The organism is Sphingomonas sp. NFR04, from assembly GCF_900114095.1.
Lineage (GTDB): Bacteria > Pseudomonadota > Alphaproteobacteria > Sphingomonadales > Sphingomonadaceae > Sphingomonas.
The window spans coordinates 281884-308124 of sequence record NZ_FORV01000002.1 but is presented as its reverse complement, the minus strand read 5'-3'; the positions used below and the strand labels follow the sequence as shown (position 1 = coordinate 308124).

27 protein-coding genes are annotated in these 26241 nt (G+C 67.8%); 15 read left to right on the top strand and 12 right to left on the bottom strand.

The genetic code is table 11. The features are described 5' to 3' along the window. The first annotated feature begins 43 nt into the window (after positions 1-43). Together BM009_RS07605 and BM009_RS07600 are read left to right on the top strand one after the other, a co-directional pair. Positions 44-724, top strand: a complete 681-nt coding sequence (locus tag BM009_RS07605) for a squalene/phytoene synthase family protein (RefSeq protein WP_254772190.1) — start codon at positions 44-46, stop codon at positions 722-724. Positions 725-784: 60 nt separating this feature from the next. Then, on the top strand, positions 785-1276 hold the full coding sequence (locus BM009_RS07600) for an EF-hand domain-containing protein (RefSeq protein ID WP_093295798.1): 492 nt from the start codon (positions 785-787) through the stop codon (positions 1274-1276). Positions 1277-1280: 4 nt separating this feature from the next. Here the strand turns inward: BM009_RS07600 and BM009_RS07595 are convergent, their stop codons facing one another. Both BM009_RS07595 and purF read right to left on the bottom strand, forming a co-directional pair. Next, positions 1281-1991, bottom strand: coding sequence for an SDR family NAD(P)-dependent oxidoreductase (locus BM009_RS07595; protein ID WP_093295158.1), 711 nt, complete (start codon positions 1989-1991; stop codon positions 1281-1283). A gap of 4 nt (positions 1992-1995) precedes the next feature. Beyond that, on the bottom strand, positions 1996-3459 hold the full coding sequence (gene purF / locus BM009_RS07590; protein ID WP_093295157.1) for an amidophosphoribosyltransferase: 1464 nt from the start codon (positions 3457-3459) through the stop codon (positions 1996-1998). A gap of 131 nt (positions 3460-3590) precedes the next feature. Between purF and BM009_RS07585 the strand changes: the two genes are divergently transcribed. Beyond that, positions 3591-3839 (top strand): DUF7218 family protein, encoded by a 249-nt coding sequence (locus tag BM009_RS07585; RefSeq protein WP_093295155.1) that lies wholly within the window; start codon positions 3591-3593, stop codon positions 3837-3839. Between the two features lie 27 nt (positions 3840-3866). Here BM009_RS07585 and BM009_RS07580 read toward each other — a convergent pair whose 3' ends face one another. Together BM009_RS07580 and BM009_RS07575 are read right to left on the bottom strand one after the other, a co-directional pair. Beyond that, complete coding sequence (locus BM009_RS07580; protein WP_093295154.1) at positions 3867-4802, bottom strand: C40 family peptidase; 936 nt, start codon at positions 4800-4802, stop codon at positions 3867-3869. 107 nt (positions 4803-4909) lie between these two features. Then, positions 4910-6010, bottom strand: a complete 1101-nt coding sequence (locus tag BM009_RS07575; protein WP_139216574.1) for a lysozyme inhibitor LprI family protein — start codon at positions 6008-6010, stop codon at positions 4910-4912. Between the two features lie 98 nt (positions 6011-6108). Between BM009_RS07575 and hisI the strand changes: the two genes are divergently transcribed. The 5 genes from hisI to BM009_RS07550 all read left to right on the top strand — a co-directional run bounded on the left by hisI (position 6109) and on the right by BM009_RS07550 (position 9707). Next, complete coding sequence (hisI, locus tag BM009_RS07570; RefSeq protein WP_093295151.1) at positions 6109-6471, top strand: phosphoribosyl-AMP cyclohydrolase; 363 nt, start codon at positions 6109-6111, stop codon at positions 6469-6471. Next, on the top strand, positions 6468-6962 hold the full coding sequence (locus BM009_RS07565; RefSeq protein ID WP_093295149.1) for a hypothetical protein: 495 nt from the start codon (positions 6468-6470) through the stop codon (positions 6960-6962). The genes hisI and BM009_RS07565 overlap by 4 nt, the downstream gene beginning before the upstream one ends. A gap of 73 nt (positions 6963-7035) precedes the next feature. Continuing rightward, a complete protein-coding gene (locus tag BM009_RS07560; RefSeq protein WP_093295148.1) occupies positions 7036-7404 on the top strand; it encodes a hypothetical protein in 369 nt (122 codons plus the stop codon). Positions 7405-7449: 45 nt separating this feature from the next. Then, positions 7450-7878 carry a MerR family transcriptional regulator gene (locus tag BM009_RS07555; RefSeq protein WP_093295146.1) on the top strand — a complete coding sequence of 143 codons (429 nt, stop codon included), beginning with the start codon at positions 7450-7452 and terminating at the stop codon, positions 7876-7878. Positions 7879-7904: 26 nt separating this feature from the next. Further along, positions 7905-9707, top strand: coding sequence for an acyl-CoA dehydrogenase C-terminal domain-containing protein (locus BM009_RS07550; RefSeq protein WP_093295145.1), 1803 nt, complete (start codon positions 7905-7907; stop codon positions 9705-9707). Here the strand turns inward: BM009_RS07550 and BM009_RS07545 are convergent. Next, on the bottom strand, positions 9704-11074 hold the full coding sequence (locus BM009_RS07545; protein ID WP_175487940.1) for a cell wall hydrolase: 1371 nt from the start codon (positions 11072-11074) through the stop codon (positions 9704-9706). The genes BM009_RS07550 and BM009_RS07545 overlap by 4 nt on opposite strands. 169 nt (positions 11075-11243) lie before the next feature. Here BM009_RS07545 and BM009_RS07540 point away from each other — a divergent pair, with 169 nt between their 5' ends. Further along, positions 11244-13061, top strand: coding sequence for a cation:proton antiporter (locus tag BM009_RS07540; protein WP_093295144.1), 1818 nt, complete (start codon positions 11244-11246; stop codon positions 13059-13061). Then, positions 13058-13693 carry an OmpA family protein gene (locus BM009_RS07535; protein WP_093295142.1) on the top strand — a complete coding sequence of 212 codons (636 nt, stop codon included), beginning with the start codon at positions 13058-13060 and terminating at the stop codon, positions 13691-13693. Before BM009_RS07540 ends, BM009_RS07535 begins: the two co-directional genes overlap by 4 nt. Before the next feature lie 136 nt (positions 13694-13829). Here BM009_RS07535 and cysK read toward each other — a convergent pair whose 3' ends face one another. The 5 genes from cysK to BM009_RS07510 form a co-directional block, all read right to left on the bottom strand. Continuing rightward, a complete protein-coding gene (gene cysK / locus BM009_RS07530; protein ID WP_093295141.1) occupies positions 13830-14750 on the bottom strand; it encodes a cysteine synthase A in 921 nt (306 codons plus the stop codon). Continuing rightward, the gene (locus BM009_RS07525) at positions 14747-16069 is read right to left on the bottom strand and encodes an MFS transporter (protein WP_093295795.1); all 1323 of its coding nucleotides are present in this window, start codon (positions 16067-16069) and stop codon (positions 14747-14749) included. Before BM009_RS07525 ends, cysK begins: the two co-directional genes overlap by 4 nt. Positions 16070-16133: 64 nt before the next feature. After that, positions 16134-17528: an MFS transporter gene (locus BM009_RS07520; RefSeq protein WP_093295140.1), complete on the bottom strand. Its 1395-nt coding sequence runs from the start codon at positions 17526-17528 to the stop codon at positions 16134-16136. Between the two features lie 224 nt (positions 17529-17752). Continuing rightward, positions 17753-17947, bottom strand: coding sequence for an HP1242/YdcH family protein (locus tag BM009_RS07515; RefSeq protein WP_093295138.1), 195 nt, complete (start codon positions 17945-17947; stop codon positions 17753-17755). A 235-nt stretch (positions 17948-18182) separates the two neighbouring features. Beyond that, on the bottom strand, positions 18183-18707 hold the full coding sequence (locus tag BM009_RS07510) for a glycine zipper 2TM domain-containing protein (RefSeq protein WP_093295137.1): 525 nt from the start codon (positions 18705-18707) through the stop codon (positions 18183-18185). A gap of 195 nt (positions 18708-18902) precedes the next feature. Between BM009_RS07510 and BM009_RS07505 the strand changes: the two genes are divergently transcribed. Next, a complete protein-coding gene (locus tag BM009_RS07505) occupies positions 18903-19226 on the top strand; it encodes a WYL domain-containing protein (protein WP_254772189.1) in 324 nt (107 codons plus the stop codon). A gap of 9 nt (positions 19227-19235) precedes the next feature. Here BM009_RS07505 and BM009_RS07500 read toward each other — a convergent pair whose 3' ends face one another. Beyond that, entirely contained in the window at positions 19236-21545 is a 2310-nt protein-coding gene (locus BM009_RS07500) for an ATP-dependent helicase (RefSeq protein ID WP_093295134.1), read from the bottom strand. A gap of 132 nt (positions 21546-21677) precedes the next feature. On the opposite strand from BM009_RS07500, the gene BM009_RS07495 reads away from it, so the two are divergent. The 4 genes from BM009_RS07495 to BM009_RS07480 all read left to right on the top strand — a co-directional run bounded on the left by BM009_RS07495 (position 21678) and on the right by BM009_RS07480 (position 25963). Next, complete coding sequence (locus tag BM009_RS07495; protein ID WP_093295133.1) at positions 21678-23261, top strand: putative bifunctional diguanylate cyclase/phosphodiesterase; 1584 nt, start codon at positions 21678-21680, stop codon at positions 23259-23261. Beyond that, positions 23258-23956, top strand: a complete 699-nt coding sequence (locus tag BM009_RS07490) for a hypothetical protein (protein ID WP_093295131.1) — start codon at positions 23258-23260, stop codon at positions 23954-23956. The genes BM009_RS07495 and BM009_RS07490 overlap by 4 nt, the downstream gene beginning before the upstream one ends. Before the next feature lie 108 nt (positions 23957-24064). Next, a complete protein-coding gene (locus tag BM009_RS07485) occupies positions 24065-24256 on the top strand; it encodes a hypothetical protein (RefSeq protein ID WP_093295130.1) in 192 nt (63 codons plus the stop codon). A 63-nt stretch (positions 24257-24319) separates the two neighbouring features. Continuing rightward, entirely contained in the window at positions 24320-25963 is a 1644-nt protein-coding gene (locus BM009_RS07480) for an inorganic phosphate transporter (protein WP_175487939.1), read from the top strand. 38 nt (positions 25964-26001) lie between these two features. Here the strand turns inward: BM009_RS07480 and BM009_RS22560 are convergent, their stop codons facing one another. Further along, a complete protein-coding gene (locus BM009_RS22560; RefSeq protein WP_175487938.1) occupies positions 26002-26175 on the bottom strand; it encodes a hypothetical protein in 174 nt (57 codons plus the stop codon). Between the last annotated feature and the right edge of the window lie 66 nt (positions 26176-26241).

The window sequence follows — 26241 nt, the reverse complement described above, 5'->3', positions numbered from 1 at the left end:
CTTCGCTCTTCCGTCGCCGATGCTCCCGCCATAGAGGGAAGGGGTGAACGCTTCCCTAAACATGCCCCCCGAAGACCCCGAACGGGCGCTGATCCTCTCCTATGCGCCTGCCGCCGGGCGCCCCGCGCTCGCTGCGCTGCTGGCGCTGGATGAGGCGCTGGCGCAGCTGCTGCGCACCACCAGCGCGCCTGCGGTCGGCCAGTTGCGGCTCGCCTGGTGGCGCGAGGCGCTGGCCAAGCTCGACACCGCGCCACCGCCGGCCGAGCCGGTGCTGCGCGGGCTCGCCGCCGAGGTGCTGCCGCGTGGCGTCACTGGCGCCTCGCTGGTGCCGATCGTCCATGGGTGGGAAGTGCTGGTCGAGGAAGAGGCGCTCGATGGCCTCGCGCTCGCCCGCTATGCGGCGGGGCGGGGGAGCCTGTTCGTCGCGGCCGGTACCGTGCTGGGTGCCCAGGGCGATCCGCTGGCGCTGGGCGGCGAGGGCTGGGCGCTCGCCGATCTCGCCCGCCACCTCGGCGATGGCGCGGAGGCCGATGCCGCCCGCAGCCTCGCCGCGCCGAAGCTGGCCGAGGCACTCGGCCGCCGTTGGAGCCGCAACGGCCGCGCGCTCGGTGCGATGGCGCACCGGGCGCGGATGGACCTGGACCTGCCGTTCGATGCGCCCCTGCCGATCGGCGCGCCGAAACGAGTCGCGCGGCTGCTTTGGCATCGGCTCAGCGGGCGTTAGGTCTTGGCTGCATCCCCTTGAAGGTGTAGGCTCTCCTCTCCTTCGGGGGAGGGGATGGGCATGTGGCGATATGCGGTGGGCGCCGGTGCGGCGTTGTTGCTGGCGTTCGGAGGATTTCTGCTGTTCCAGCATGGGCCGGCCCGCGGGCCGCTCGCGGCGGTGCTCCAGCCGGCCCCGGCCGCGGCGGGCACGACCACGCCGCTGCCCGAGGCCGCGCCCGAGGCCGATGCCAAGACCCGCGAGCAGAAGCGGTTCGACCGCTATGACAAGGACCGCAACGACGCGGTGAGTCGCGACGAATATTTCGCCGCCCGCCACAAGGCCTTCGCCAGGCTCGACACCAATGGCGACGGCAGGCTGAGCTTCGAGGAATGGGCGGCCAAGTCGATCGCCAAGTTCACCGGCGCCGATGCCGACAAGTCGGGCACGCTCACCCGCACCGAGTTCGCGACGACCGCGCCGACGCGAAAGCCGCCGGGGGCTCGCTGCGCCTGCGCCAAGCCCGCCCCGGCACCAAGCCCCGCCGCCAAGGACGGGGACGACGAAAACTAGGGCTTCAGCCGACCCGCTCGAAATGGCCGCGCTCGAACCCGCCGGCCATCAGCGCGACAATGCGTTCGGCGACCACCTCGGGCGCCTTCACGGTCGCCGGATCCTCGCCCGGGAAGGCGCGCGCGCGCATCTTGGTGCGGGTGGCGCCGGGATCGACGATGCCGACCCGGACCTGGCTGACATTCTCGAGCTCGTGCCCGTAGCTGAGCAGCAGATTCTCGAAAGCCGCCTTGGAGGCGCCATAGACGCCCCAGTACGCGCGCGGCGTGCGGCCGACGCTGGACGTGACGCCCAGCACCCGCGCGGCCGGGGCCTTGCGCAGCATCGGATCGAACGCCGCCAGCATCGCGGCCTGTGCGCTGACGTTGAGCGTCAGCACCTTGGCGAATTCGGCGAAGTCGATCGCGTTCACCGCGCTCAACGTGCCGAGCATGCCGGCGTTGAGCACCAGCATGTCGAGCGTCGGCCAGCGCTCGCCGATCGCGCCGGCCAGGCGGCCGATCGCGTCATGCTCTGCCAGGTCGAGCGGCGCGATCGTCGCGTTGCCGCCGGCCTGGAAGATGGCGTCCTCGACCTCCTCCAGCCCACCCGCGGTACGGGCAGTGAGGATGACATGGGCACCGGCGGCGCCCAGCGCGATCGCCGTCGCCGCGCCGATGCCGCGGCTGGCGCCGGTGACGAGGGCGGTCTGTCCCGCCAGCGGACCTTCGCTCACTGGTTCAGCCGACCTTCTCGGCGAGCAGCGCCAGCTGGTCCGGCGGCGGTGCCAGCTCGTCCTGGTCGGTCAGCGTCGTCGGATAGTCGCCGGTGAAGCAAGCGTCGCAATATTTGGGATGGATGTCGGCGCGGCGCGCCTCGCCCAGCGCCTTGTACAGCCCGTCGATCGAGACGAAGGCCAGGCTGTCGGCATGGATGAAGTCGGTCATCCCGCCCACATCCATCTTCGCGGCGAGCAGCTTGGCGCGCTCAGGCGTGTCGACGCCGTAGAAGCAGCTGTGGCGGGTCGGCGGCGAGGCGATGCGCATATGCACTTCCTTCGCGCCGGCGTCGTGCATCATCTGCACGATCTTGAGGCTGGTGGTGCCGCGCACGATCGAATCGTCGATCAGCACGATGCGCTTGCCGGCGATCAGGTCGCGATTGGCATTGTGCTTCAGCTTGACGCCGAGGTGCCGGACCTTGTCGCCCGGCTGGATGAAGGTGCGGCCGACATAATGCGAGCGGATGATGCCCAGCTCGAACGGAATGCCCGATTGCTGCGCATAGCCGATCGCCGCCGGCACGCCCGAATCGGGCACCGGCACGACGAGGTCGGCTTCGACCGGCGATTCGATCGCCAGCTGCGCGCCGATCGCCTTGCGGACCGAATAGACCGAGCGATCGTCGCTGATCGAATCGGGACGCGAGAAATAGACATATTCGAAGATGCACGGCCGCGGCGCCTGGGGCGCGAACGGCTTGTGGCTGGTCATCTCGCCATTGGCCTTGACGATCACCAGCTCGCCCGGCTCGACATCGCGGACATATTGCGCGTCGCATACGTCGAGCGCGACGGTTTCGGAGGCGAAGACCACCGACTCGCCCTGGCGGCCCATCACCAGCGGGCGGATGCCGAGCGGATCGCGGCAGGCGATCATGCCCTCGGGCGTCATCACGATGAGGGAGTAGGCGCCCTCGACCTGCTTGAGCGCATCGATGAACCGGTCGATCAGCGTGCGGTATTGCGAGGTGGCGACGAGGTGAATGATCACCTCGGTATCCGAGGTCGACTGGAAGATCGCGCCGCGGCGGACGAGATCGCGCCGCAGCCGCATCGCGTTGGAGATGTTGCCATTATGCGCGATGGCGAAGCCGCCGCTGGCCAGCTCGGCATAGAGCGGCTGGACGTTGCGGATCGCCGAGCCGCCGGTGGTGGCGTAGCGGACATGGCCGCAGGCGGTGGTGCCGGCGAGCGAGCGGATCACGTCGTCGCGATCGAAATTGCCGGCGACATGGCCCATCGCGCGGTGGGTGTGGAACTGATGCCCATCCCAACTAGTTATGCCCGCCGCCTCCTGGCCGCGGTGCTGGAGCGCGTGCAGCCCCAGCGCGACCATCGCGGCCGCGCCTTCGCTGTTGGAAACGCCGAATACGCCGCACTCTTCGCGCAGCTTGTCGTCATCGAACGGGTGTGTGGTAAGCATTGGCCCTCGGGGGGAACGGCAACGGTTGCCGGCCATATAGGCGCTTCATCCCGCTTTGTCTCCGGTCTGTCACAGGGAAAAGGACCGTTTACCCTTTTTGCAGGTTAACCCCCTGAGAAAGGAGAGCGATCATGGCCAAGGACCACGGCGCACAGATCAAGAACGACGACCTCTACGAGAAGCTTCGCGACGAGGGCGCCTCGAAGGAGAAGGCAGCGCGCATCGCCAATGCCAAGGCGAACGGCAGCCTCGATTCGGGCGGCGGCACGCTGGAGAAGCGCAGCAAGGCCGAGCTGTACGACGAGGCGAAGGAGATCGGCATCGAGGGGCGATCGAAAATGGACAAGGACGAGCTGGTGAAGGCGATCCGTAAGCATTGAGCGCCGCTAGCAGTGAACCCCCTTCGCTCAGATTGGAGCGCGGATTGCTGCCGGCCGGGTACTGATGCAGCTGATCACGACCTGATTCTGGATGTTGCCAAGGATCGTGTCGATACACTGCGGCCTCTTTCGCAGGATGATCCCGACCATCCATCGTTCGGGGTGAGGGTTGAATAGGGCGACGGAGCCGGGCGCGGCGTCGTCATAGGATTGGGGACGCCCCCACGCACGCCAGGATCGTGCGGCGGGCGATCCGGGCGGCGGCGTTATGCTCGCTGTCGAAACTGCATAGGCGACGAAGGTGCCGTTCCAAGGCAAGTCCGGAGAGACGTTGCCTCGAGCGCCCATTTCCGTTGCTTCCCAGTACCGCGCGACACGGTCCGAGTCCTTTATCTCGGAAACGCCGACCTCGTGCAGCGCTGCCGTCACGATGTCGCGCGGAAGATCTGCTGGCAATGTCTTGACGAGGTCCCAGTCCGCGGGCGCGGCGGCAAGGCGAACCAGTGCCATTAGCGGCGTTTTGGTGCCGTCGAGGCTCTCAATGGCTGCAACGGTGGTCCACTGGTCCTCCGCGGTATCGATCGGTATGATCGCATCGCGCGCGGGAACGGTGATGACCGTATCCAGGACCTGCTTGCTGCCTCGAAAATCGCGCTCCAACGACAGGTCGTAATTGCCCGGGGTTCCTCGTATCGCCGCCCGCACGGGTGTTATCGATCCAGTCGGTAGCGGTACCGCAGCACCTACCTTCGAAACCTTTATCGCCGACAGCGTGACGGGCGTCTTGAAGTGGAGCAAGAAGCCGGGCGGAGAAAGGGAATCGTCGGCATATTGGACGATCGATGGGATCACCCGCGAAGTGAAACTGTCGACCGTCCCGAAAAGCACCGCGGTGCCGACCGTAATCAGCGCGGCTTTCATGCCCTTTGCACGCCAAAGTCGCCAGATCTTCTCGGAGTCCATTGCCGAAACGCCTCCTCGCCACAGCGCCGGGTGTCGATTTGGGCATCTTCACGAGAATGCTGCAACAACAAATCGTCGGGTCGGCGAACAACGCTGCGGGTCGCGCGCTATTCACATTGATGCGCGTCGGTCATCAGCTGGGAGAGCGCGCCGCGGGCCATCGTCGCGGCAGCTGCCGGGGCGCGGTGCAGATAGGTAGCGTAATAGGCGGTAAGATCGCGTTCGACGCCGTCCAGATCCGCCTTGGTCACCCCCTCGCGCGCGGGCAGGAGCTTGGCCTTCCCGGGCTCGACCACGCCCAGCCGCGCCGCGTCGACGTCGCGGTTGAAGCTGCTGTACGCCATGTAGCGGATCGTGCCCTCGCATTCCGGCCAGCTGCGGAACAGCTTGGTCTGCAGCGCTGCCAGCGAGGGCAGCGGGGGCAGGGTGTCGCTGCAATCGTTGCGGAAGACGAAATTGTCCATCGTCGATCCGAACACCGGGCCGGTGGCGTCGAGCAGCTTCGGATGCCGGACGATCGCGGCGCAGGGCAGCGTGCGCGGCGCGCCCGAGAGCTTGGGTTCGTCGAGATAGGGGCCGAGCACGTTGAGGAACGCGGCGAAGTGGCGATCGGAGCGGAACAGGTCGTCGATCGTCTTCACGGTGATGCCGTCGGTGCCGGGTTCGCGCAGGATCGAATTGCCGAACGACTGGTCCGCATTGGTCTGGAGGCCGGTAAGATAGGGCTTGAGCAACGCGGCGATGCGGGTGCGGCTTTGCGCGCGTTCTGGCGCGGACCAGTCGGCGTCGGCCGGCGCTTCGGACCAGAGCTGCACCGCCTCCAGGATCGGTGCGAAGGCCGGGTCGCTCCGGCGCAGCACCGGCAGCGCGGTGGCGGGTGCCTTGGGAAGCGCCGCGATTGCCAGTTCCTGATTGCGGAGCGCGTAGCGTGTTTCGAGGCAGACGTTCAGCGGCGGCTTGCAGGCGCGCATGTCCTGCAGTGCGGCGCGCTGAGCGGCGAGCTGGTTGGACGGCCCGCTGCCGAACGCGCTTTCCTTGGCGATCCCGAACATCTGTGCCATTTCGCGGTCGAGCGCAGCAAGCTTCGGGTTGGCGCAGATCGCCTTTTCGATCGGCGTCGCGGCGGTGGAGCAGGCGAAGCTGGGGCCGGACTGCGCGGGCAGAGGCGCCGCCGCGAGGAGGAGCGGGGCCAAGGCAAACAGGATCAAAATCATCTCCTTTCGACGCAGGACGCGCCGGCCTCTAAACCGCGCCGAGGGGAGATGCGAGGGATGACGACCGCCCAGAACCCCGCTACAGCGCGCCGGTGACCGAAAACCGCGAAACGGGCGCCGCGCTCGACCCGAAATATGACGCCAACGGCCTGATCACCGCCGTCGCCACCCATGCCACCACCGGCGAGGTGCTGATGCTCGCGCACATGAACGCCGAGGCGCTGGCGGTGACGCTGGAGACCGGCAAGGCCACCTTCTGGTCGCGCAGCCGCGGTCGGCTCTGGACCAAGGGCGAGACCTCGGGCCACTTCCTCCACCTCGTCGAGGCGCGGATCGATTGCGACCAGGACGCGGTCTGGCTGCGCGTCGAGCCGCATGGCCCCGCCTGCCACACGGGTGCGGCGAGTTGCTTCTACCGGCGGATCGAGAACGGAGCGCTGGTGCGCGACGCATGAGGCGCGCGGGGCTGGCGCTGCTGCTGGGGCTCGCCGCGTGCGGCGGGCCTGCGCCTGGACCTTCCGCTACTGCCGCCGATCTGGAGAATGCCGCGATCCAGCGCGGGCTGGTGCGCGATCCTGGACAGGTGAGCATCGCCGGCGCCTATGCGCGCGGGCCCGACCGGCTCTGCATCGTGCCGGCCGGCGCCGCGCACCGTATCGGCATCGTCATCGACTATGGCGAAGGCAATGGCTGCCGCGCGACCGGATCGGTGCGGCGGGACGGGGAGGGGCTTGCCCTGACCCTCGGGGCCGATGGCGGCTGCCGTTTCACCGCGCGCTTCGACGGGGATCACCTCGCGTTGCCGGGTGCCTTGCCAAAGGCGTGCGCGCAGCTCTGCACCGGCCGAGCGGCGCTGGCGGGGGCGCAGTTCGCGCGGCTGGGCGAGTCGGTGCCCGAGGCGCAGGCGATGCGCGACGCCGACGGGCATGCACTCTGCGGGGAGTAGACGCCCCGCCCGCATGTGATACCCTCTCGCCCCGCTGCCGGGACCGATCGGCAGTCCTGTCAGGAGAGCGCCGATGCGTGTTCTGGTCCTTGCGAGTGTCGCCTTCCTGGTCGCTGCCTTCCCCGCCTCTGCTCAGATCTGGGGTGGCCCCGTACCCTCCAGCGCCGGCGGCAGCTTCGCCGGGCGCGGGATCCATGTACCCACGCAGCCGCGCACCGCGCGCAGCGAGATCCGCACCGGCGAGCGCAGCGGCCAGCTGACCCGCGGCGAAGCGCGGCAGCTGGGTCGCGCGGATACCGTCAACGGCAACATCGCCGAGCGGCTTTCGAGCGACGGGCTCAGCGAGAGCGAGGCCGCCGAGCTCCAGACCCGTTCCATCCTGCTCCACGAAGACATCGTCCGCGCCCGCTTCAACGGGAGCACCAAGCCGCCGAAGAACTAGCACACGCCACTTGACGTTCACGTAAGGGTAAACTACAAAAGCAGTATGAACGCTGCTGCCGCTCCGATCGAGGCCCTGGCGCCGATCGAACCGCGTCCCGACCGCGACGCCTTCTCCATTTCCGACTTGTGCGCCGAGTTCGGGGTCACTCCCCGTGCGCTTCGCTTCTACGAGGATGAGGGGCTGATCGCGCCCGAGCGGCGCGGCACCCAGCGCATCTACACGCACCGCGATCGCGCCCGGCTCGCCTGGATCCTGCGCGGCAAACGCGTCGGCTTCAGCCTGGCCGACATCAAGGAGATGATCGACCTCTACGATCTGGGCGATAACCGCCGGCTGCAACGGCAGGTGACGCTGGAGCGCTGCATGGACCGCATCGCGCATCTGGAAGCCCAGAAGCGCGACATCGATGCGCATATCGCCGAGCTCGCGCAGTTCGTCGACCTGATCAAAAGCAAAGACAACGAGCACTAAAGACAACGAACGCTGAGGAACCTGAAATGCCGCAGTTTACCCCGCCCGTGCGCGATACGCGCTTCGTCCTCGATCGGGTCATCGGGCTCGATCGCTACACCAACCTGCCGCACTTCCAGGCGGCGACGCCCGACGTGGTCGACGCCGTGCTGGAGGAAGGCGGCAAGTTCGTCGCCGAGGTGCTGTTCCCGATCAACCACAGCGGCGACCAGCAGGGCTGCACCCGCCATCCCGACGGCAGCGTGACCACGCCCGACGGCTTCAAGGAAGCCTACAAGCAGTTCGTCGAGAGCGGTTGGGGCACGCTGAGTGCGCCGGCCGAATATGGCGGCCAGGCGATGCCGCACGTCGTCGCGACCGCGTTCGAGGAATATATGATCGCCTCCAACATGGCCTTCGCCATGTATCCGGGCCTCACCCATGGCGCGATCGCCGCGCTGCTGGTCAAGGGCTCGGACGAGCAGAAGGCCAAATACGTGCCCAAGATGATCTCGGGCGAGTGGGGCGGCACGATGAACCTGACCGAGCCGCAGTGCGGCACCGATCTGGGCCTCATCAAGACCAAGGCCGAGCCGAACGCCGATGGCTCCTACAGCATCACCGGCACCAAGATCTTCATCTCGTCGGGCGAGCATGACCTGACCAGCAACATCATCCACCTGGTACTGGCCAAGACGCCAGGCGCGCCGGACAGCACCAAGGGCATCTCGCTGTTCGTGGTGCCCAAGTTCCTGGTGAACGATGACGGCTCGATCGGCGCGCGCAACGGCGTGAGCTGCGGCTCGATCGAGCACAAGATGGGCATCCACGCCAATTCGACCTGCGTGATGAACTATGACGGCGCCAAGGGCTGGCTGGTCGGCGAGGAGATGAAGGGTCTCGCCGCGATGTTTATCATGATGAACGCGGCGCGTCTGGGCGTCGGCCTGCAGGGCCTCGGCATTGCCGAAGTCGCGATGCAGAACGCGGTGCAGTACGCCGGCGACCGTCGCCAGGGCCGCGCCCTCACTGGCCCGAAGGAGCCGGCGGAGAAGGCGGACACGCTGTTCGTCCATCCCGACGTGCGCCGCATGCTGATGGAGGCCAAGGCGCAGATCGAGGGCCTGCGCGCGCTGTGCCTGTGGGGGGCGCTTCAGGTCGACATGGAACATGCCGCCGCGAGCGAGGAAGAGCGCCAGCTCGCCGGCGACCTGATCGGGCTGCTGACCCCGGTGATCAAGGGCGTCGGCACCGATATCGGCTACAAGGTCGCGACCGATTGCCAGCAGGTCTATGGCGGCCATGGCTACATCGCCGAATGGGGCATGGAGCAGTATGTCCGCGATGCCCGTATCGCGATGATCTACGAAGGCACCAACGGCGTGCAGGCGATGGACCTGGTCGGCCGCAAGCTGGCGCTGAACGGCGGCCGCGCGGTGCAGGCCTTCTTCCGCGTCGTCGGCGAGGAAGTCGCGGCGGCGAAGGGCAATGAAAAGCTCGCGGGCTTCGCCGAGGCGCTGGAAAAGGCGCTGGGCCATCTCCAGGGCGCGACGATGTGGCTGGCGCAGAACGGGTTCAAGAACCCGAACGAAGTCGGTGCGGGTGCCTATCCGTACATGCAACTGACCGGGCTGGTCGCGCTCGGCCTGATGTGGCTGCGCATGGCCAAGGCCGCTGCTGAGGGGCTGGCGCAGGGCGCCGAGGACGTCGCCTTCCTCGAGGCCAAGCTGGTCACCGCGCGCTTCTATGCCGAGCGGTTCCTTCCCGATGCGAGCGGCCTGCGCCGCAAGATCGAGGCGGGCAGCGAGGCGGTGATGGCGCTCGACCCGGTGATGTTCAAGGCAGCCTAATCGCTGTTGAAACTAGTCGAGGCCGGCGTTGCGGGAGCCGCAGCGCCGGCCTTGTTCTGTGCGGGCGGTGCCTTGCGGCGGATACCGTCGAGCGGCGTCGTGTCGCCGGGTGGCGAGACAGCCGCAGCGGTAGGGCTGGGCGCCGGCTGTGGCTTGAGCGGCAGCGGGCGCCGCATGCATTGCGTGCCGTCCCATTTGCGGAACTGGTCGCAGTTCCACAGCGCCTTCACATAGTGGACCTTCTCGTCGCGCAGATAGCTGAACGACATCGCGGCGGCCTGTTCCCCGGTCGGCGGCAGGCGCGGCGGCTTCTTGGTCGCATCCACCCACCCCATGAACTTGCAATAGGGCCGGTCACCGCAGGCACGGAGCGCCACGGCGGGAAACAGGTCCGGCAGCATGTCGTCGGGCAGGGTCACCAGAAACACGTTCGGATCCCCGGCAGTCGGCGCGGGGATCGAGCTGGCGGGCAGTCCTGCCGCTGCCTTGCGCGCATCGAACAACAGCCCGGTGGCGCCGGGATCGCCGATCGGGCTTGCGGGGTCGATCGCGTCCGGGGCGACGAACCCCTGGTGCGCGGGCGAGAGCCTGCCGAGCAGCGCCACCTTGGGCTCGTCCGCGACATAGCCGCGGTTGAACGCGGGTGGGGTGCCCCACCAGCCGGCCCATCGGAAGAACAGGTGCGTGTGGAGCTCGACGATCTTGTCGAGGCTCGCGCTCCAATAGGGCACCACCCAGTCGGTATGGTAATGCGTCGCGTGGCCGACGGGCCGGAACACCGTGCCGTGGAGGGCCATTTTCGCGATCTCGCGGGCGCGCGCCCAGGCGGGGGGCGTGGGCAACCAGCGCAGCATCGCGCCGTCGCAGCTGAAGGTGAACTGGCAGCCGGTGCTGCGCTCCGATCCCTGGAACACCACGCCGCACACCGTCTTGGGGAAGGCGGGGTGGCGAACGCGGTTGAGGATCACCTGCGCCACCGCCCGCTCGCCCAGCGCATCGTCGCCGGCTTCATAGACCTCGGCGGCGGCAAGGCAGTCGACCGCGCGCTCCTGGCTGTCGGGTGCGCCAACAAGGTGGAAGGGGCGGGCGGCCGGATTGGGATCGGTGGAGAAGGGGATCGCGGCATTGAACGCGCGCGCATCCTCGGGATCCAGATCGGCTATCGCGACCGGCTCGACCGGCGGCAGCTCTTCCTTGGGCACCACGCGGTTGGGCAGCGCGACCGGCGGCACGCGGCGCGCGTGATGCGGCATCCTGGGCGCGTTGATCACCAGCAGCGTCGGCACCACCAAGGCGGCGAGCGCGACGATGCCGAGGATAAGGCGGAGCCACAGGGGAGGGGAAGGGGTGGGAAGAGCAGGCGTCACAGGCGGCTATGAGGTTCCGAAATCAGGGTGGCCGCCTGTATCCCAAAGCGTCTGAACTGGGAACAACACAGTTCCGATCGCCAGCGAAACGGAACCGATGCGGCGGTGCAACCGTATTGAGAGCGGGGCGCGCAACGATTTTGCGCATGAAAGAAGGTATGTTCTCCGGATGCATCAACCCGCGCTCGTCATCGCGCTAATCGGCGCGCTCGGCATCGGTGCGCAGTGGATCGCCTGGCGCACCGGCTGGCCCGCCATCGCGCTGATGCTCGTCGCCGGCGTGCTCGCCGGTCCCGTCGCAGGGCTGATCGAACCGCATGCGGTGTTCGGCGAGCTGCTCGAGCCGATCGTGTCGATCGCCGTCGCGCTGATCCTGTTCGAGGGCGGCCTCAGCCTCAACTTCCGCGAGCTGCGGCGCACTGACGGCGCTGTGACGCGGCTGGTGCTGCTCGGCGTGCCGATCGGCTGGGGGCTGGGAACGCTGGCGCTCTATTATGCGGCCGGGCTGGTCTGGCCGGTGGCGACGCTGTTCGCCGGTATCCTGGTTGTCACCGGGCCTACCGTGGTGCTGCCTTTGCTCCGCCAGAGCAATGTCGCGCAGCGGCCGCGGGCGATCCTGAAGTGGGAAGCGATCGTCAACGATCCGATCGGAGCGCTGTGCGGCCTGGTCACCTATGAGTATCTGCGCCGCTCCGCTGATGGCGGCACGTTGATCAGCGTGCTGGGCTCGCTGCTCGCCGCGAGCCTGGTCGCCGGGCTGATCGGCTATGTCGTCGCCAAGGCGATCGGCTGGGCGTTCCAGCGCGGCCATGTGCCCGAATATCTCAAGGCGCCGGTGCTGCTGGTCGCGGTGATCGGCGTGTTCGTCGGATCCAACCTGATCCAGCAGGAGACCGGGCTGATCACCGTCACGGTGATGGGCGTCGCGCTCGCCAACATGAAGCTGGATTCGCTGCGCGACATCCATCCGTTCAAGGAGAATGTCACCGTCCTCCTGATCTCGGGCGTGTTCGTGCTGCTCTCCGCCTCGCTCGATTTCGAGGTGCTGCGGCATTTCGAGTGGCGCTTCCTCGCCTTCCTCGCGGCGCTGCTGTTCCTGGTGCGGCCGATCACCGTGCTGCTGAGCCTCGCCTTCACCAAGGTGCCGTGGAACGAGCGGCTGCTCGTCGCCTGGATCGCACCGCGCGGTATTGTGGCGGTGGCGATCTCCGGTCTCTTCGCGCTGCGGCTGGACAAGCTGGGGTACAGCGACGGCTCCATCCTGGTGACCCTGTCCTTCGCCGTGGTGGTGGCGACGATCGTCGCGCACGGCTTCTCGATCGGCCCCGTCGCCAAGCTGCTCAAGGTGACCGGTGCCACCGAGCGCGGGCTGCTGATCGTCGGCGGCACGCCGTGGAGCCTGGCGCTGGCCGACCAGCTCCGCCAGCTCGAGGTGCCGGTGACGATCTGCGACACCAGCTGGCAGCGGCTGCGCGCTGCGCGCTCGGCCGGCATCCCGACCTATCATGGCGAGATCCTCGCCGAGGCGACCGAGGATCGGCTCGACATGTCGCAGTTCCAGGTACTGGCTGCCACGAGCGACAACGAGGCGTACAACGCGCTGGTCTGCAACGAATTCGCCCATGAGATGGGGCGCGACAATGTCTACCAGCTCGGCAGCGGTGGCGATGACGAGGATGCGCGGGCGCTGCCGGAATCCCTTCGAGGACGCGCGCTGTTCACCAGCGGGCACGGCGTCGACGAGATCGTCGAGCGTGACCGCGACGGCTGGAGCTTCCGCAAGACGCGGCTGACCGAGCAGTTCGACTTCGACGCCGCCAAGGCCGACCTGCCCGACGCGGCGGACATGCTGCTGCTGGTGCGCAAAGGCGGGCTGCTGCGCTTCTTCTCGCACGCCAGCCGCCCGACGCCGCAGCCCGGCGACACGATCATTTCGTACGTGCCCCCCATGCCGGCGGCGCGACGACTGCAGGAGGAGGTTGCATGACCAGATGGGCGATGCTGGGGCTCGCGGTGGCGCTGGCGGGCTGCAATGCGCGGGAGCCCGCCCGCGACAATGCGGCGGCCGAGAACAAGAGCATCCTGGCCGAGGACGACGGCCTCGCCAACAACAGCGCCGCCGAGGCGCCCAAGTCGATCCTGCGGCCGGAGGTGGTGCCGGACGCGCCCGAAAAGCCCGATCTCAAGCCGCTGGATGTCGTGGTCCCCTTCGGCGGATCCGGGTTGAAGCTGGACGACGCGGGCCGCAAGCTGCTGGACGAGATGCTCGGCAATGCCACCTTGGCCGCGGGCGGACCGATCACGATCGGCGGTCATAGCGACACCCGCGGCAACGATCGCGACAATCTGGTCTCCTCGCGCAAGCGGGCCGAGGCGGTGCGGGACTATCTGCTGTCGAAGGGTGTGTCGACCGAGCGGATGACGGTGATCGCGTTCGGTGAGACCCGCGCGCTGGTGCCGAATGCCAAAGCAGACGGCAGCGACGATCCGGAAGCGCGGGCGAAGAACCGGCGGGTCGAGGTGCAGGTCGCGCTGCCTGCCGCTGCGGAGACACCAACCGCCCCAGCGGACAACGGAAGCGCCGAGGCTTCCGCGGTTGATCCAAAGACCCAGCAATAGGTTACAACATGCTGTCATCCCGGCGAAAGCCGGAATCCATTCATCACTCCGGTTCGGCAGGAGCCGCGCCGTTGAAGTCAATGGATCCCGGCTTTCGCCGGGATGACGGTGGAGGGGTAGCGCCCTCCACCTCCGATCAGCTCTCGGGCAGGAAGTCCGGCACGCTCAGATAGCGCTCGCCGGTGTCGTAGTTGAAGCCCAGCACGCGCACGCCGTCGGGCAGGTCCGGCAGCTTCTGGAGGATCGCCGCCAGCGTGCCGCCCGAGGAGATGCCGACCAGCATGCCCTCTTCGGCGGCCGAGCGCCGCGCCATGTCCTTGGCCACGGCGGCATCGACCTTGATCACCCCGTCGATCGCATCGGTGTGCAGGTTCTTCGGCACGAAGCCTGCGCCGATGCCCTGGATCGGGTGCGGACCAGGCTGGCCGCCCGAGATCACCGGCGAAAGCTCCGGCTCGACCGCGAACACCTTGAGGTTCGGCCATTCCTTCTTCAGCGTTTCGGCAACGCCGGTGATATGGCCGCCTGTGCCGACACCGGTGATGATCACGTCGATCGGGGTATCGCGGAAATCGTTCAGGATTTCCTGTGCGGTGGTACGCACATGGACGTCGACGTTCGCACTATTTTCGAACTGCTGCGGCATCCAGGCGCCGGGCGTGCTCTCGACGATCTCGAGCGCGCGCTCGATCGCGCCCTTCATGCCCTTTTCGCGCGGGGTGAGATCGAAGCTCGCGCCATAGGCGAGCATCAGCCGGCGGCGTTCGAGCGACATGCTCTCCGGCATCACCAGGATCAGCTTGTAGCCCTTCACCGCCGCGACCATCGCCAGGCCGACGCCGGTATTGCCGCTGGTCGGCTCGACGATCGTGCCGCCGGGCTGGAGGCTGCCATCCTTCTCGGCCGCCTCGACCATCGCGAGTGCGATGCGGTCCTTGATCGAGCCGCCCGGGTTCGAGCGCTCGGACTTGATCCACACCTCGGCGCCGGGGAACAGCTTGTTGATACGGACGTGCGGCGTGTTGCCGATCGTCTCGAGGATCGTATTGGCCTTCATGTCGTCATCTCCTTTGGAGGAACTTCGAGGGTGGCCGGAGGATCGAAGGTTCGAGCCCGCTTGAGCTCAGGGAATAGCTTCGACCACAGCAGTGTGACAAGGATCGCGCCGATGCCGCCGCCGATCACCGCGGCGACCGGGCCGATCAGCGCGGCGAGGAAGCCGCTTTCGGCTTCGCCCAGCTCGTTCGAGCCGGAAATGAACAAGGTGGAGACCGCGCCCACCCGCCCGCGCATCTCGTCCGGCGTATAGAGCTGGATCAGCGACTGGCGGACATACACCGAGACCATGTCGGCCGCGCCCAGCACGAACAGCGCGGCGAGCGACACCAGCACGGCGGGCGAGAGATCGGTGCCGACCGCCTTGGGGCCGAGCACCGGCACCAGCAGCGGGGCCGCCGCACCGAACACCACCGTCGCCACGCCGAACAGCGCGACCGCGACCAGCATCTTCACGCCCACATTGGTCCTGAGCGGGCGCCACGAGAAGAACAGGGCCGTCACCACCGCACCCAACGCCGGCGCGGCGCGAAGGTGCCCGAGCCCCTCCGATCCGACCTGGAGGATGTCCCGCGCATAGACCGGCAGCATCGCGGTCGCACCGCCGAGCAGCACCGCAAACAGGTCGAGCGAGATCGCGCCCAGCACCAGCCGGTTGCGGCGGACATAATGGAGCCCGTCGACCATCTGCGACCAGGGGCTGCCGGTGAACTTGCGGTTGGCGACCGGCACCGGGCCGATCAGGAACAGCATCAGCAGCGAGACGAGGAACAGCCCGCCCGACACGGCATAGGCGAGCCAGGAGGCGGCGGCATAGAGATAGCCGCCCATCGCCGGGCCGATCACCGTGCCGCTCTGCCACGCAAGCGAACTCAGCGCGATCGCGGTGGGCAGCACCGCCTTGGGCACGAGATTGGGGGCGAGCGCGCCGAGCGCGGGGCTGGCGAAGGCGCGGGCGACGCCGAGCAGTGCGGCGATGCTGAACAGGGCGGGCAGGGTGATCGTCTGCTGCCAGGTCAGCCAGGCGAGGCTCAGCGCGCAGAACGCCTCCAGCGCCACCGCGGCGCGCGCGATCCAGCGCCGGTCGATCCGGTCCGCCACCCAGCCCGCGAACAGCGACAGGCACAAGAGCGGCAGGAACTGCGCCACGCCGATCATGCCAAGCTGGAAGGCCGCTTCCTTGATGCTCATCGTCCGGCGGGCGATGTCGTAGACCTGCCAGCCGATCACGATCACCATCGCCATCTGCCCCAAGGTGGCGGCGAGGCGTGCGACGAAATAGGCGCGGAAATTGCCGATGGCGAAGGGATGCGGTGACATGGTCTCGCTCTTGGCGCGCAGCCGCTTGCCGCGCAATGCTTCGATGGTTTGGGGTGCTAAAGCTTTACCCCATTTGCGCAGGCTGGGCCTGGTCCGCCTCGACCTTGGCCGGGTTGCGCACCGACGGGCGCAGGCGGGCAAGGCTGCAGATACCCGCAATCAGCGCGAGGCCCGCCGCGACCAGCGCGGGGGTCATGCCGGCGCCGACGCCCATGGCGAGCAGCGCGGCGACCAGCGTCGCGCCGGTGGTCTGGCCGACCATCCGCGTCGTCGAGATCAGCCCGCCCGCCGCCGCCGCGCGCTCCACCGGCGCCGATCCGATGATCAGCCGGGCGTTGGGCGAGAGGAACATGCCGAAGCCCGCGCCGGTGAGCGACATCCGCCAGGCGATATCGAAATAGCTGGGGTCGTGCGGCAGGAAGGCGAGGGCGATCAGTCCCGCAATGGCGATGGCCATGCCGATGCCGCCGAGCGCACCGGCCGGGTAGCGATCGGACAGCGTACCGGCGAGCGGCGCGACGAACATCGTCGTCAGCGGCCAGGGGGCGATCACCGCACCCACTTCGGACGGCGCGAAGCCATAGCCGTGCTGAAGGCGGAACGGCAGCGAGAGGAGCAGCGTCATCGTCGCGATGAAGGCGGTGAAGGCGCCGATCGTCGACAGCGCCAGCACTGGCCGGGCGAGCAGGTCGACCGGCAGGATCGGCTCGGCCTCGCCCTGCTCGCGCCGGACGAAGATGATGCCGACAGCGATCCCGGCGATCACCACCGCAGCCGATACCACCGGGCTGTCGCCATGCACCCCGCTCTCCAGCCCGCCGATCACCAGCCCGAACATCGCCGCGCACAGCACCGCGCCGAGCACGTCGAACGGCGCCTTGGAGCGCGGGATGTCGGGCAGCGCGCGACCGAGCAACAGGCTGGTGATCGCAAAGGGCACGGCCGAGGCGAATACCCAGGGCCAGGGTCCGATCGCGAGGACGAGCCCGCCCAGCGTCGGCGCTATCGCCGCCGACACCGAGACCACGACCGAATTCACCCCCAGCCCGCGCCCGAGCTGCTTTGCCGGATAGATCTGCCGCACCAGCGCCGAGGAGACGCTGAGTGCCGCCGCCGCGCCCGCCGCCTGCGCCGCGCGGACGATCAGCAGGAAGGGCAGGCTCTTGGCGAAGAAGCAGAGGATCGTCGCGATCGTGAAAACGATCTGCCCCCATTGGTACAGCCGCTTGAGCCCGATGCGGTTGCCGAGTCCCGAAAAAGGCAGAAGCAGCATCACCAGCACCAGCTGGTACACCGTCACGACAGCGACCGCGGCCGAGGAGTCGACGCGCAGGTCATGCGCAATGGTGGGGAGCGCCACGGTGGCGATGGCGCCGTCGATCACCACCAGCGCCGTGCCGAAGGACACGGCGGCGATGGCGGTGAGGCGGCGGGGCATGGGGAGGCCGTCGGTTTGCATCGCGGGCTTAGTGCATCAGCGCGCGCTCGGTTCCCAGGGGGGAACTTGGCGGCCAACCCATGGTTTAGTCAGCTGCGAAACGAAACCGATGGGAGCATTATAATGGGTAAGGGTATCTTGTTGTGGCTGCTGGGGATTCCCCTGCCGATCATCATCCTGCTGCTGATCTTCTGGCATTGAGGATAAAGGGTCCGGCGATACCGCCGGACCCGTCCCGCCGCCGCTCAGCGGCGGCTCGGCACCAGCGCGAGCCGCGCCGCCGGCCCCGGCAGATGCAGGTGCAGCCGGTCCTTCACCGCCAGCTTGTGCTTCTTGAGCTGCGCCAGGCGAAACGCGTCGGGCAGGCGGCGGCGGAGTTCGCTGCGGATCTCGCGCTCGAGCATCCGGTGGGTTGCGATCAGGCGTTCAACAATCGTCATGGTAACGGCTCCAAATCGATGGATATGCATCGATCGAGCGGCCCGACGAGAAGGTGGTGCGAGGGAGTTGGAACACCGCCGATCCTGCACCGAGCACGCTCGATGCGGTCCGACATCACGGCGCTTCAGGTGAAGCCGCCGCCAGAGGGGCCCGGTCCCGCAGATTCAACATAGGTCTGGCGAGTCCAAGGACAAGGGGCTTCGCGACGAAGCGTGCGAAGCCCCGGCACATGCCTTAGCGGCAGCGCACGTCCTGGTTGTTCATCTGGTTGTTGCGATCGACCGAGTTGCCGATCGCGCCGCCGGCAATCGCGCCGAGCAGCGTGCCGACGGTGCTCGAACGGCGGCTGGAGATCACGTTGCCGAACAGGCCGCCCGCCGCCGCACCGACGATCAGGCCGGTCGTGCCATCCGGGCGCTTGCAGTAATAACGCCCGTCATCGCCGCGATAAACGCGGTCATTGCTGCTCAACACGCGCTCGCTGTCGCCCGGACGATAATAGCGCGAGGGCTCGTAATCGCCTTCGTCGCGCGCATCGATGCGCGGCGGCGGGGGCGGCGCATGGGCAAGCCAGTCGCTGTAATTGGCGTAGCGTTCGGAAGCCTGCTGGAACAGGCGATATTCACGATCGAACCGGTCGCGCGCAGCCTCGAACCGGGCGCGCTCCTGGTCGGGCGAGGCATATTGCTGCGCCGAGGCCGGCGCTGCGACCGAAAGGCCGGCGGTCGCGAGCGCGACCAGGGCCAGGACATGCTTCATGCGAGTCTCCTTCATTCACCCGGCCGGCGCTATGGCCGGGAACCGCGGTTCCATCCACCCTTGCGCGTGAAGCGCGGCTGAACGAAGCTATGCGCGAAACAAGGCTGGGAGGGGAGTGTCCCATGATATATGCGCTTTGCGCTTGCTGCCCTGCAGCATTGGTATCATATTTGTCTCATGAACGTTAGCGCTGCCGTGACCGAAGCTCCCGTCAACAACACGCCCTTCGTACTCGAAGGCATCGTTCGCCTGCGCTGCCTGCAGGTGACCTATAACCGCACGCGCATGATCGTGGCGCCGTACATCCTTTATACGCGCAACGAGTCGCTCTACGCCGATGCGCAGATCATCTCGCGCGAGGGCATGCTGCCGCGCGAGCCCAAGATCGCCACCTTCAAGGTCGACGGCCTCAAGGAAGTCTCGGTGCTCGACCGCGCGTTCGAGATCGGCGAGATGTTCGATCCCGAGCTCGACAAATATGTCGGCACGACGCTGATGAAGGTCGAGCCCGAGGCCTGACCTTCTCCGTCAGTCGGGCACGCTGACGAAGCTGTCCATCACCCGCTTGCGCCCGGCCTGCTCGAAATCGATCTCCAGCTTGTTGCCCTCGATCTCGGCGACAATGCCATAGCCGAACTTCTGGTGGAACACGCGCATGCCGAGCGACAGGTCGCCGCGCGGCTTGGCGCCGAAACTCACCGCCGAGGCACGGCTCTCCAGCACGCGTGGCTGGTCGCGGGTGAAGGTGCGGCTGGTGAAGCCGCCGCCCGGGTTCGTCGGGTCGACCCCCGCCGCGCGCTGCCAGCCCGGCCCGCGCCCGGCGCCGCGCGACACGTCCGCAAAGGGATCGCTCCGCTCGCTCCAGTTCGCCCGCCACAGGCTCTCGCCGCCGGTCATCGTGCTTTCCGACTCGACATGCTCGGGCGGCAGCTCGCCGACGAAGCGGCTCGGCAGGCTGGAGGTCCATTGCCCGTAGATGCGGCGATTGGCGGCGTGGAGGATGATCGCCCGCCGACGCGCCCGGGTGATCGCGACATAGGCGAGCCGGCGCTCCTCCTCCAGGCTGGCGAGCCCGCCCTCGTCGAGCGCGCGCTGCGAGGGGAACAGCCCTTCCTCCCAGCCGGCGAGGAACACGGTGTCGAACTCCAGTCCCTTGGCGGCGTGGATCGTCATGATTGTGACCTTGGCCTCTTCGGCCGAGGCCTCGTTGTCCATCACCAGGCTGACATGCTCGAGAAAGGCCGAAAGGCTCTCATATTCTTCCATCGCGCGGACGAGTTCGTTGAGATTCTCCAGCCGCCCCGCCGCCTCGGCGGTGCGGTCGGCCTGCCACATCGCGGTATAGCCGCTCTCGTCGAGGATGATGCGCGCGAGGTCGGGGTGCTGGAGATCGTCGCCCATGCTCCGCCAGCGTGCCATGTCGCCGATCAGGTTGCCCAGCGCGCGGCGCGCCTGCGGGGTCAGTTCGTCGGTATCGAGGATGCGCGCGGCGGCGGTGGCCAGCGGCAGGCCCTGCGCGCGGGCGAACTGGTGGACCTTGGCCAGCGCCTTGTCGCCGAGGCCGCGCTTGGGCACGTTGACGATCCGCTCGAAGGCAAGGTCGTCCGCCGGCTGCGCGACGACGCGGAGATAGGCGAGCGCATCGCGGATTTCCTGCCGCTCGTAGAAGCGGAAGCCGCCGATGATGCGATAGGGCAGGCCGATCGCGATGAACCGGTCTTCGAACTCGCGAGTCTGGTGCTGGGCGCGGACCAGGATCGCGGTGGCGTCGAGGCTGAGTCCACCGCGCTGCAGCCCCTCGATCTCCTCGCCGACGCGGCGGGCTTCCTCGGGCCCGTCCCACACGCCGAGCACCTTCACCTTCTCGCCGACGTCCATTTCGGTCCACAGCGTCTTGCCGAGCCGCCCGCCATTGTTGGCGATCACCCCCGAGGCAGCACCCAGAATGTGCGGGGTGGAGCGGTAATTCTGCTCCAACTTGATCACAACGGCGCCGGGGAAGTCCTTCTCGAACTTCAGGATATTTTCCACCTGTGCGCCGCGCCAGCTGTAGATCGACTGGTCGTCGTCGCCGACGCAGCAGATATTCTTGCGCTCCTGCGCGAGCAGCCGCAGCCAGAGATACTGGACCGAGTTGGTATCCTGATACTCGTCCACCATGATGTAGCGGAAGCGCTTCTGGTAGAGTTCCAGCACTTCACGATTGGTCTTAAGAATCGTGAGCATGTGGAGGAGAAGGTCGCCGAAATCGCAGGCGTTGAGCAGCCGCAGCCGCTCCTGATACTGGACGTAGAGCGACTGGCCGCGGCCATTGGCATAGCTTTCGGACTCGCCGGCATCGAGATCGGCGGGGATCATACCGCGGTTCTTCCAGCCGTCGATCAGCCCGGCGAGCTGGCGCGCGGGCCAGCGCTTCTCGTCGAGATCGTTGGCAAGGATCAGCTGCTTGAGCAGGCGCAGCTGGTCGTCGGTATCGAGGATGGTGAAGTTGCTCTGCAGCCCGACCAACTCGGCATGGCGGCGGAGCATCTTGGCGCCGATCGCATGGAAGGTGCCGAGCCAGGGCATGCCTTCCACCGCCTCGCCGACCAGCCGGCCGACCCGCTCGCGCATCTCGCGCGCGGCCTTGTTGGTGAAGGTGACGGCGAGGATTTCGGACGGATAGGCCCGCCGCGTCCACAGCAGGTGCGCCAGCCGCGCGGTGAGCGCCGCGGTCTTGCCCGTGCCCGCGCCGGCCAGCACCAGCACGGGGCCTTCGGTGGTGAGCACGGCCTCACGCTGGGGTTCGTTCAGCCCCTGGAGATAGGGGGCGTCCTGGGGGGAAGGGGCAAGCGACATCCGTGAACAACTAGGGAACGTCGGCGGCGGGGGCAAGCACCCGCAGGCTCCGGATCCTACGTAACGCTACGGAAGCGGCCCTTTTCGTAACTGCTCTACAATGAAATAGGCCCCTTCGGCCACGGAGACATCATGCATCGCCGGCCGCCCAAGAAGACTCGCCACCATGTCATCCGGCCGATCGAGGCCGTGGTGATGCTCGGCGCGGCGGCGTTGTTCGCGATGCTGTTCGATCAGACCGACATGTTCGAGCATTTGCTCGCCTTCATGGAAGCGCACGAGGCCTGGCAGCTCGACGAATATTTCTTCACCTTCGCGCTGTCGGGCATCGGCTTCGTCGTGCTGGCGGTGCGCCGTGCGAGCGATCTCGCCCGCGAGATCGACCAGCGCGAAGCCGCCGAGGCGCGTGCGAACCAGCTTGCCCGGCACGATCCGCTGACCGGCCTCGCCAATCGCCGCGTGCTGCAGGACGAGCTGCCCATGCTGATCGAGCGCGCGGCCGATGACGGCACGCAGTGCAGCCTGTTCTGCATCGATCTCGATCACTTCAAGCCGGTCAACGACGTCCATGGCCATGAGACCGGCGATGCGGTGCTGGCGCAGGTAGCCGAGCGGCTCGCCACGCTGGCGCGCGGCGGCTTGCTCGCGCGCGTCGGCGGCGACGAGTTCGTGCTGGCGCTGGTCCATGGCGACGGCAGCGATACCGCCAAACGGCTCGCGACGCGGATCATCCGCGGCCTCAGCGCACCCTATCAGGTCGGCGATCGCCGGATCGAGATCGGCGCGACGATCGGCATCGCGCGCAGCCCCAACGACGCGGTCCAGGCCGACGAGCTGCTCCGCGCCGCAGATGTTGCGATGTACGAGGCAAAGCGGGCGGGGCGGGGCACCTGCCGCTTCTTCCAGACGGAGATGGACGCGCGGCTGCGCGCCCGCGCCGCGCTGGAGGCCGATCTGCGCGGTGCGATTGAGCGGGGCGAGGTGCTGCCTTATTACCAGCCGGTGATGGCGCTCGCCGACGGGAGCGTGGTCGGCTACGAGGCGCTGGCGCGCTGGCTCCATCCGACGCGCGGGATGATCGCACCGGACGAGTTCATCCCGATCGCCGAGGATCTCGGCCTGATCGACATGCTCTCGGTGCGCATCCTCCGCCAGGCGTGCATCGCCGCGCGCGACTGGCCGCCCGACGCGACGCTGTCGATCAACATCTCGCCGATCCAGCTCAAGGATCCCTGGCTGTCGGCGCGCCTGCTGGCGGTGCTCAGCGAGACCGGCTTCGCGCCGGGGCGGCTGATCGTCGAGGTGACCGAGAATGCGATCATCGAGGATATCGACGCGGTGAGCGAGCTGTTCCGCTCGCTCCAGCGCACCGGCATCCGCGTCGCGCTCGACGATTTCGGCAAAGGCTATTCCAGCCTGTCGCACCTGCGCCAGCTGCGCTTCAACCACCTCAAGATCGACAGCTCCTTCGTCCGCACGATGGACTCGGCGGAAAGCCGCAAGATCGTGCGCGCAGTGGCGGGGCTCGGGCGCGCGCTGGGCATGCCGGTGACCGCCGAGGGCGTCGAGACCCCCGCCGCGGCCGAGGCGCTCCGACAGATGGGCTGCGAACAAGCGCAGGGCTTTTTCTACGGACGTCCCAAGCCGGTCGCCGATCCGGCTCCACGAGCCTGCGAGGATCGCAGCGACGGCGTGACCGAGGTTGATCGCGCATGATGCGGGCCTGGGGCACGGCGATCGCTGCGCTGGCCCTGCCGCTTGCCGCGCACGCCCAGAACGGGCCCGAGCAGATCGAGCAGCTCGAGCCCGAAGCCGGCGAATGGCAGCTGCAATATTCGGGTGCCTATGGCGGTGCCGACAGCCATGAGCTCGAGATCGGCCGCGGCGTCGGCCGCCATTTGGCGCTGGGCGTGGGCGCCGAGGTCGAGGCGGTGGGCGGCCATCTTCGACTGGATGGGTTCTCCGGGGTCGCGCTGGTGCGCCTGGTCGAGCCGAAGGATCGGCCGGTCGGGCTCGGGCTGATGGGCCAGGTCTCGGTGGACCGTGCGGGGCGCTATGCCGGTGCCGAGCTGCGCGGCATCGCCGAGTCCCGCAGCACGCGCTGGTGGCTCCAGGCCAATGTCATGCTCCGCCACCGACGCGAGGACGGCGAGGCGGGCACCAACCTCGCCTATGTCGCCTCGATCCAGCGCGGGCCTGCCCCGTTCTGGTACGGGATCGAGGTGTCCGGACGCGCCGCTCGGCTGGGCGGCGACGACGATGCGGCACCCGCCGGCCAGCATTATGTCGGCCCGAGCGTGACCTATCGCAGTGAGCGCTCCGGCCTGGAGCTCGGTCTGGCGTGGATGGCGCGCGTTGCCGGGGACGGCGCGCCCTCGGGTCCGCGGGTGTTCGCCCAGCTCGACTTCTGAACAGCGCTCGGCGACGCTTACCGTCGCAACCCGAAATCCGTAGCAGCGCGTCGCAGCGTGGATTGCCCTGACGCAATGCGGCGCTTATGGGCGGCGCCAGATTAACCCATGGCAAACTGGTTTTCCTCTCGCCGGACGAAGGTCCGGCTCGCGGCGGTGCTGACGCTCGCCGTCGTTGCCGCAGTGGTTGCGTGGCGCGCCCCGCAGAAGCGCGACCCCGGCTGCGTTTCCGGGCGCCAGGAGGAGCGGGATCAAAGCGGCAAGGTTGTGCGCATCCGGCACACCGAATGCCTGCGCTGAGCCCCGTGCCCTCCCAGCTTTGTCATCACCCCGTCACAAGCCATCCCCAAAGGCGCTAACATCATGGCGACGCTAGCAATGGACCAGGCTCCGTCGGCAGATTTGCCGCGAAGTCCCCGATTCTCCGATAAAACGCACCCCATCGCCAAGCTCGCGTTTGCCGCCATCCTGGTGGGTGGACTGGCGTTCGCAGGCTGGAGCATCTTCGTGGATACGCGGGAGGCGGGCGAGCAGCTCGCGCTCGGCGTCTTCGCCTTTCTCGGGCTCGCGCTGCTGATCGCGCTGGCCTTCGAATTCGTCAACGGCTTCCACGACACCGCCAATGCGGTGGCGACCGTGATCTACACCAACTCGATGCCCGCGCAGCTGGCGGTGGTGTGGTCCGGCTTCTTCAACTTCCTGGGCGTGATGACGTCGAGCGGCGCCGTCGCCTATGCGATCGTCACGCTGTTGCCGGTCGACCTGATCCTCAACGTCGGCTCCTCCGCCGGTTTCGCGATGATCTTCGCGCTGCTGACCGCCGCCGTCCTCTGGAACCTCGCGACCTGGTATGTCGGCCTGCCCAATTCCTCCAGCCATGCGCTGATCGGTTCGGTGCTGGGCGTCGGCTTCGCCAACCAGCTGATCCTCAGCGGCTCGCGCGGCGGCACCGCCGGCGTCGACTGGGGCCAGGCGACCAAGGTGTTCTCGGCGCTGTTCTGGAGCCCGCTGATGGGCTTCGCCTGCGCGCTGCTGCTCATCCTGGTGATGCGGGTCGTCTTCGCAAAGCGGAAGACGCTGTTCCAGGCACCGGCAGGCAATGCGCCGCCGCCGCGCGGCATCCGCGCCCTTCTGATCGGCACCTGCACCGCGGTCTCGTTCTTCCACGGCTCGAACGACGGCCAGAAGGGCATGGGGCTGATCATGCTGATCCTGATCGGCTGCGCCCCCACCGCCTATGCGCTCAATCGTACGTTGCCGGCGAGCGCGACCGCTGCCTTCGTCCAGACCTCGCAGGCCGCCAACGCCGTGTTCGACGCCCGCAGCGGCAGCGTGGTGCTGACCCCGGCCCAGGCGCGTGCCACGCTGACCGACGCGCTGCAGCACCGCAAGGCCGAGGGGGCGACGGTCTATGCCGCGCTCGAGGCGCTGTCGCAGTCGCTGACCGAGCAGGTCGCCGGCTATGGCTCGCTGAGCAAGGTGCCGGCGCGCGCCAGCTCGAACGTGCGCAACGACATGTACCTCGTGCTCGACACCAGCAAGCTCGCCACCAAGAAGCCGGACGGGTTCAAGCCCGAGGAGCTGAAGGCGCTGAAAGCCTATCAGGACGGGCTGGAGAGCGGCACGCGCTTCATTCCGCTGTGGGTGAAGATCGTCGTGGCGCTGGCGCTGGGCCTGGGCACGATGATCGGCTGGAAGCGGATCGTCGTCACGGTCGGCGAGAAGATCGGCAAGCAGCACATGACCTATGGCATGGGCGCCGCTGCCGAGATCGTCGCCGCCGCCACCATCATGGGCGCCGATCATCTCGGCGTGCCGGTGTCGACCACGCACATCCTGTCGTCGGGCGTCGCGGGTGCTTCGGTGGGGAGTGGCGCCGGTCTCCAGGCGCGGACGATCCGCAACATGGCGCTGGCCTGGCTGATGACGCTGCCGGCGGCGATGCTGCTCTCCGGCGGACTGTACTGGCTGATGTTGAGCGCAGTGCGCCTCTTCGGCCTCCACTGAGCGACACGGGGCGGGACCAGGGTCCCGCCCTTTTCGCATCAGCCGCGCAGCAGATCGTGGACGGCGAGGTGCAGGCTGGTCCGCACGCCGCTGGTATCGGCGCGGAGATCCGCCTTCACATGCTCGACGGGGTTATAGGCCGCGACCAGCACGCCCGCGAGCAGGCTGAAGAAGGTCGCATAGACCAGACGCTTGATGGGCGATTCGCGCATATCCGACTCCCTTTTTCCGGTGAAACGCGTGCAGGAGTTCGATACCGAGCCGAAACTGTCGCTGCG

Excerpts from the sequence above, each read along its gene's own strand:
- cysK (WP_093295141.1), bottom strand. The coding sequence starts at position 14,750 with ATGAAGGCCAATACGATCCTCGAGACGATCGGCAACACGCCGCACGTC.
- BM009_RS07495 (WP_093295133.1), top strand. The coding sequence starts at position 21,678 with ATGCATCGCCGGCCGCCCAAGAAGACTCGCCACCATGTCATCCGGCCG.
- BM009_RS07565 (WP_093295149.1), top strand. The coding sequence starts at position 6,468 with ATGAGGCGCGCGGGGCTGGCGCTGCTGCTGGGGCTCGCCGCGTGCGGC.
- BM009_RS07525 (WP_093295795.1), bottom strand. The coding sequence starts at position 16,069 with ATGTCACCGCATCCCTTCGCCATCGGCAATTTCCGCGCCTATTTCGTC.
- BM009_RS07560 (WP_093295148.1), top strand. The coding sequence starts at position 7,036 with ATGCGTGTTCTGGTCCTTGCGAGTGTCGCCTTCCTGGTCGCTGCCTTC.
- BM009_RS07540 (WP_093295144.1), top strand. The coding sequence starts at position 11,244 with ATGCATCAACCCGCGCTCGTCATCGCGCTAATCGGCGCGCTCGGCATC.
- BM009_RS22560 (WP_175487938.1), bottom strand. The coding sequence starts at position 26,175 with ATGCGCGAATCGCCCATCAAGCGTCTGGTCTATGCGACCTTCTTCAGC.
- BM009_RS07490 (WP_093295131.1), top strand. The coding sequence starts at position 23,258 with ATGATGCGGGCCTGGGGCACGGCGATCGCTGCGCTGGCCCTGCCGCTT.
- BM009_RS07485 (WP_093295130.1), top strand. The coding sequence starts at position 24,065 with ATGGCAAACTGGTTTTCCTCTCGCCGGACGAAGGTCCGGCTCGCGGCG.
- BM009_RS07555 (WP_093295146.1), top strand. The coding sequence starts at position 7,450 with ATGAACGCTGCTGCCGCTCCGATCGAGGCCCTGGCGCCGATCGAACCG.
- BM009_RS07480 (WP_175487939.1), top strand. The coding sequence starts at position 24,320 with ATGGCGACGCTAGCAATGGACCAGGCTCCGTCGGCAGATTTGCCGCGA.
- BM009_RS07580 (WP_093295154.1), bottom strand. The coding sequence starts at position 4,802 with ATGGACTCCGAGAAGATCTGGCGACTTTGGCGTGCAAAGGGCATGAAA.
- BM009_RS07600 (WP_093295798.1), top strand. The coding sequence starts at position 785 with ATGTGGCGATATGCGGTGGGCGCCGGTGCGGCGTTGTTGCTGGCGTTC.
- BM009_RS07510 (WP_093295137.1), bottom strand. The coding sequence starts at position 18,707 with ATGAAGCATGTCCTGGCCCTGGTCGCGCTCGCGACCGCCGGCCTTTCG.
- BM009_RS07500 (WP_093295134.1), bottom strand. The coding sequence starts at position 21,545 with ATGTCGCTTGCCCCTTCCCCCCAGGACGCCCCCTATCTCCAGGGGCTG.
- purF (WP_093295157.1), bottom strand. The coding sequence starts at position 3,459 with ATGCTTACCACACACCCGTTCGATGACGACAAGCTGCGCGAAGAGTGC.
- BM009_RS07520 (WP_093295140.1), bottom strand. The coding sequence starts at position 17,528 with ATGCAAACCGACGGCCTCCCCATGCCCCGCCGCCTCACCGCCATCGCC.
- BM009_RS07535 (WP_093295142.1), top strand. The coding sequence starts at position 13,058 with ATGACCAGATGGGCGATGCTGGGGCTCGCGGTGGCGCTGGCGGGCTGC.
- BM009_RS07585 (WP_093295155.1), top strand. The coding sequence starts at position 3,591 with ATGGCCAAGGACCACGGCGCACAGATCAAGAACGACGACCTCTACGAG.
- BM009_RS07550 (WP_093295145.1), top strand. The coding sequence starts at position 7,905 with ATGCCGCAGTTTACCCCGCCCGTGCGCGATACGCGCTTCGTCCTCGAT.
- BM009_RS07515 (WP_093295138.1), bottom strand. The coding sequence starts at position 17,947 with ATGACGATTGTTGAACGCCTGATCGCAACCCACCGGATGCTCGAGCGC.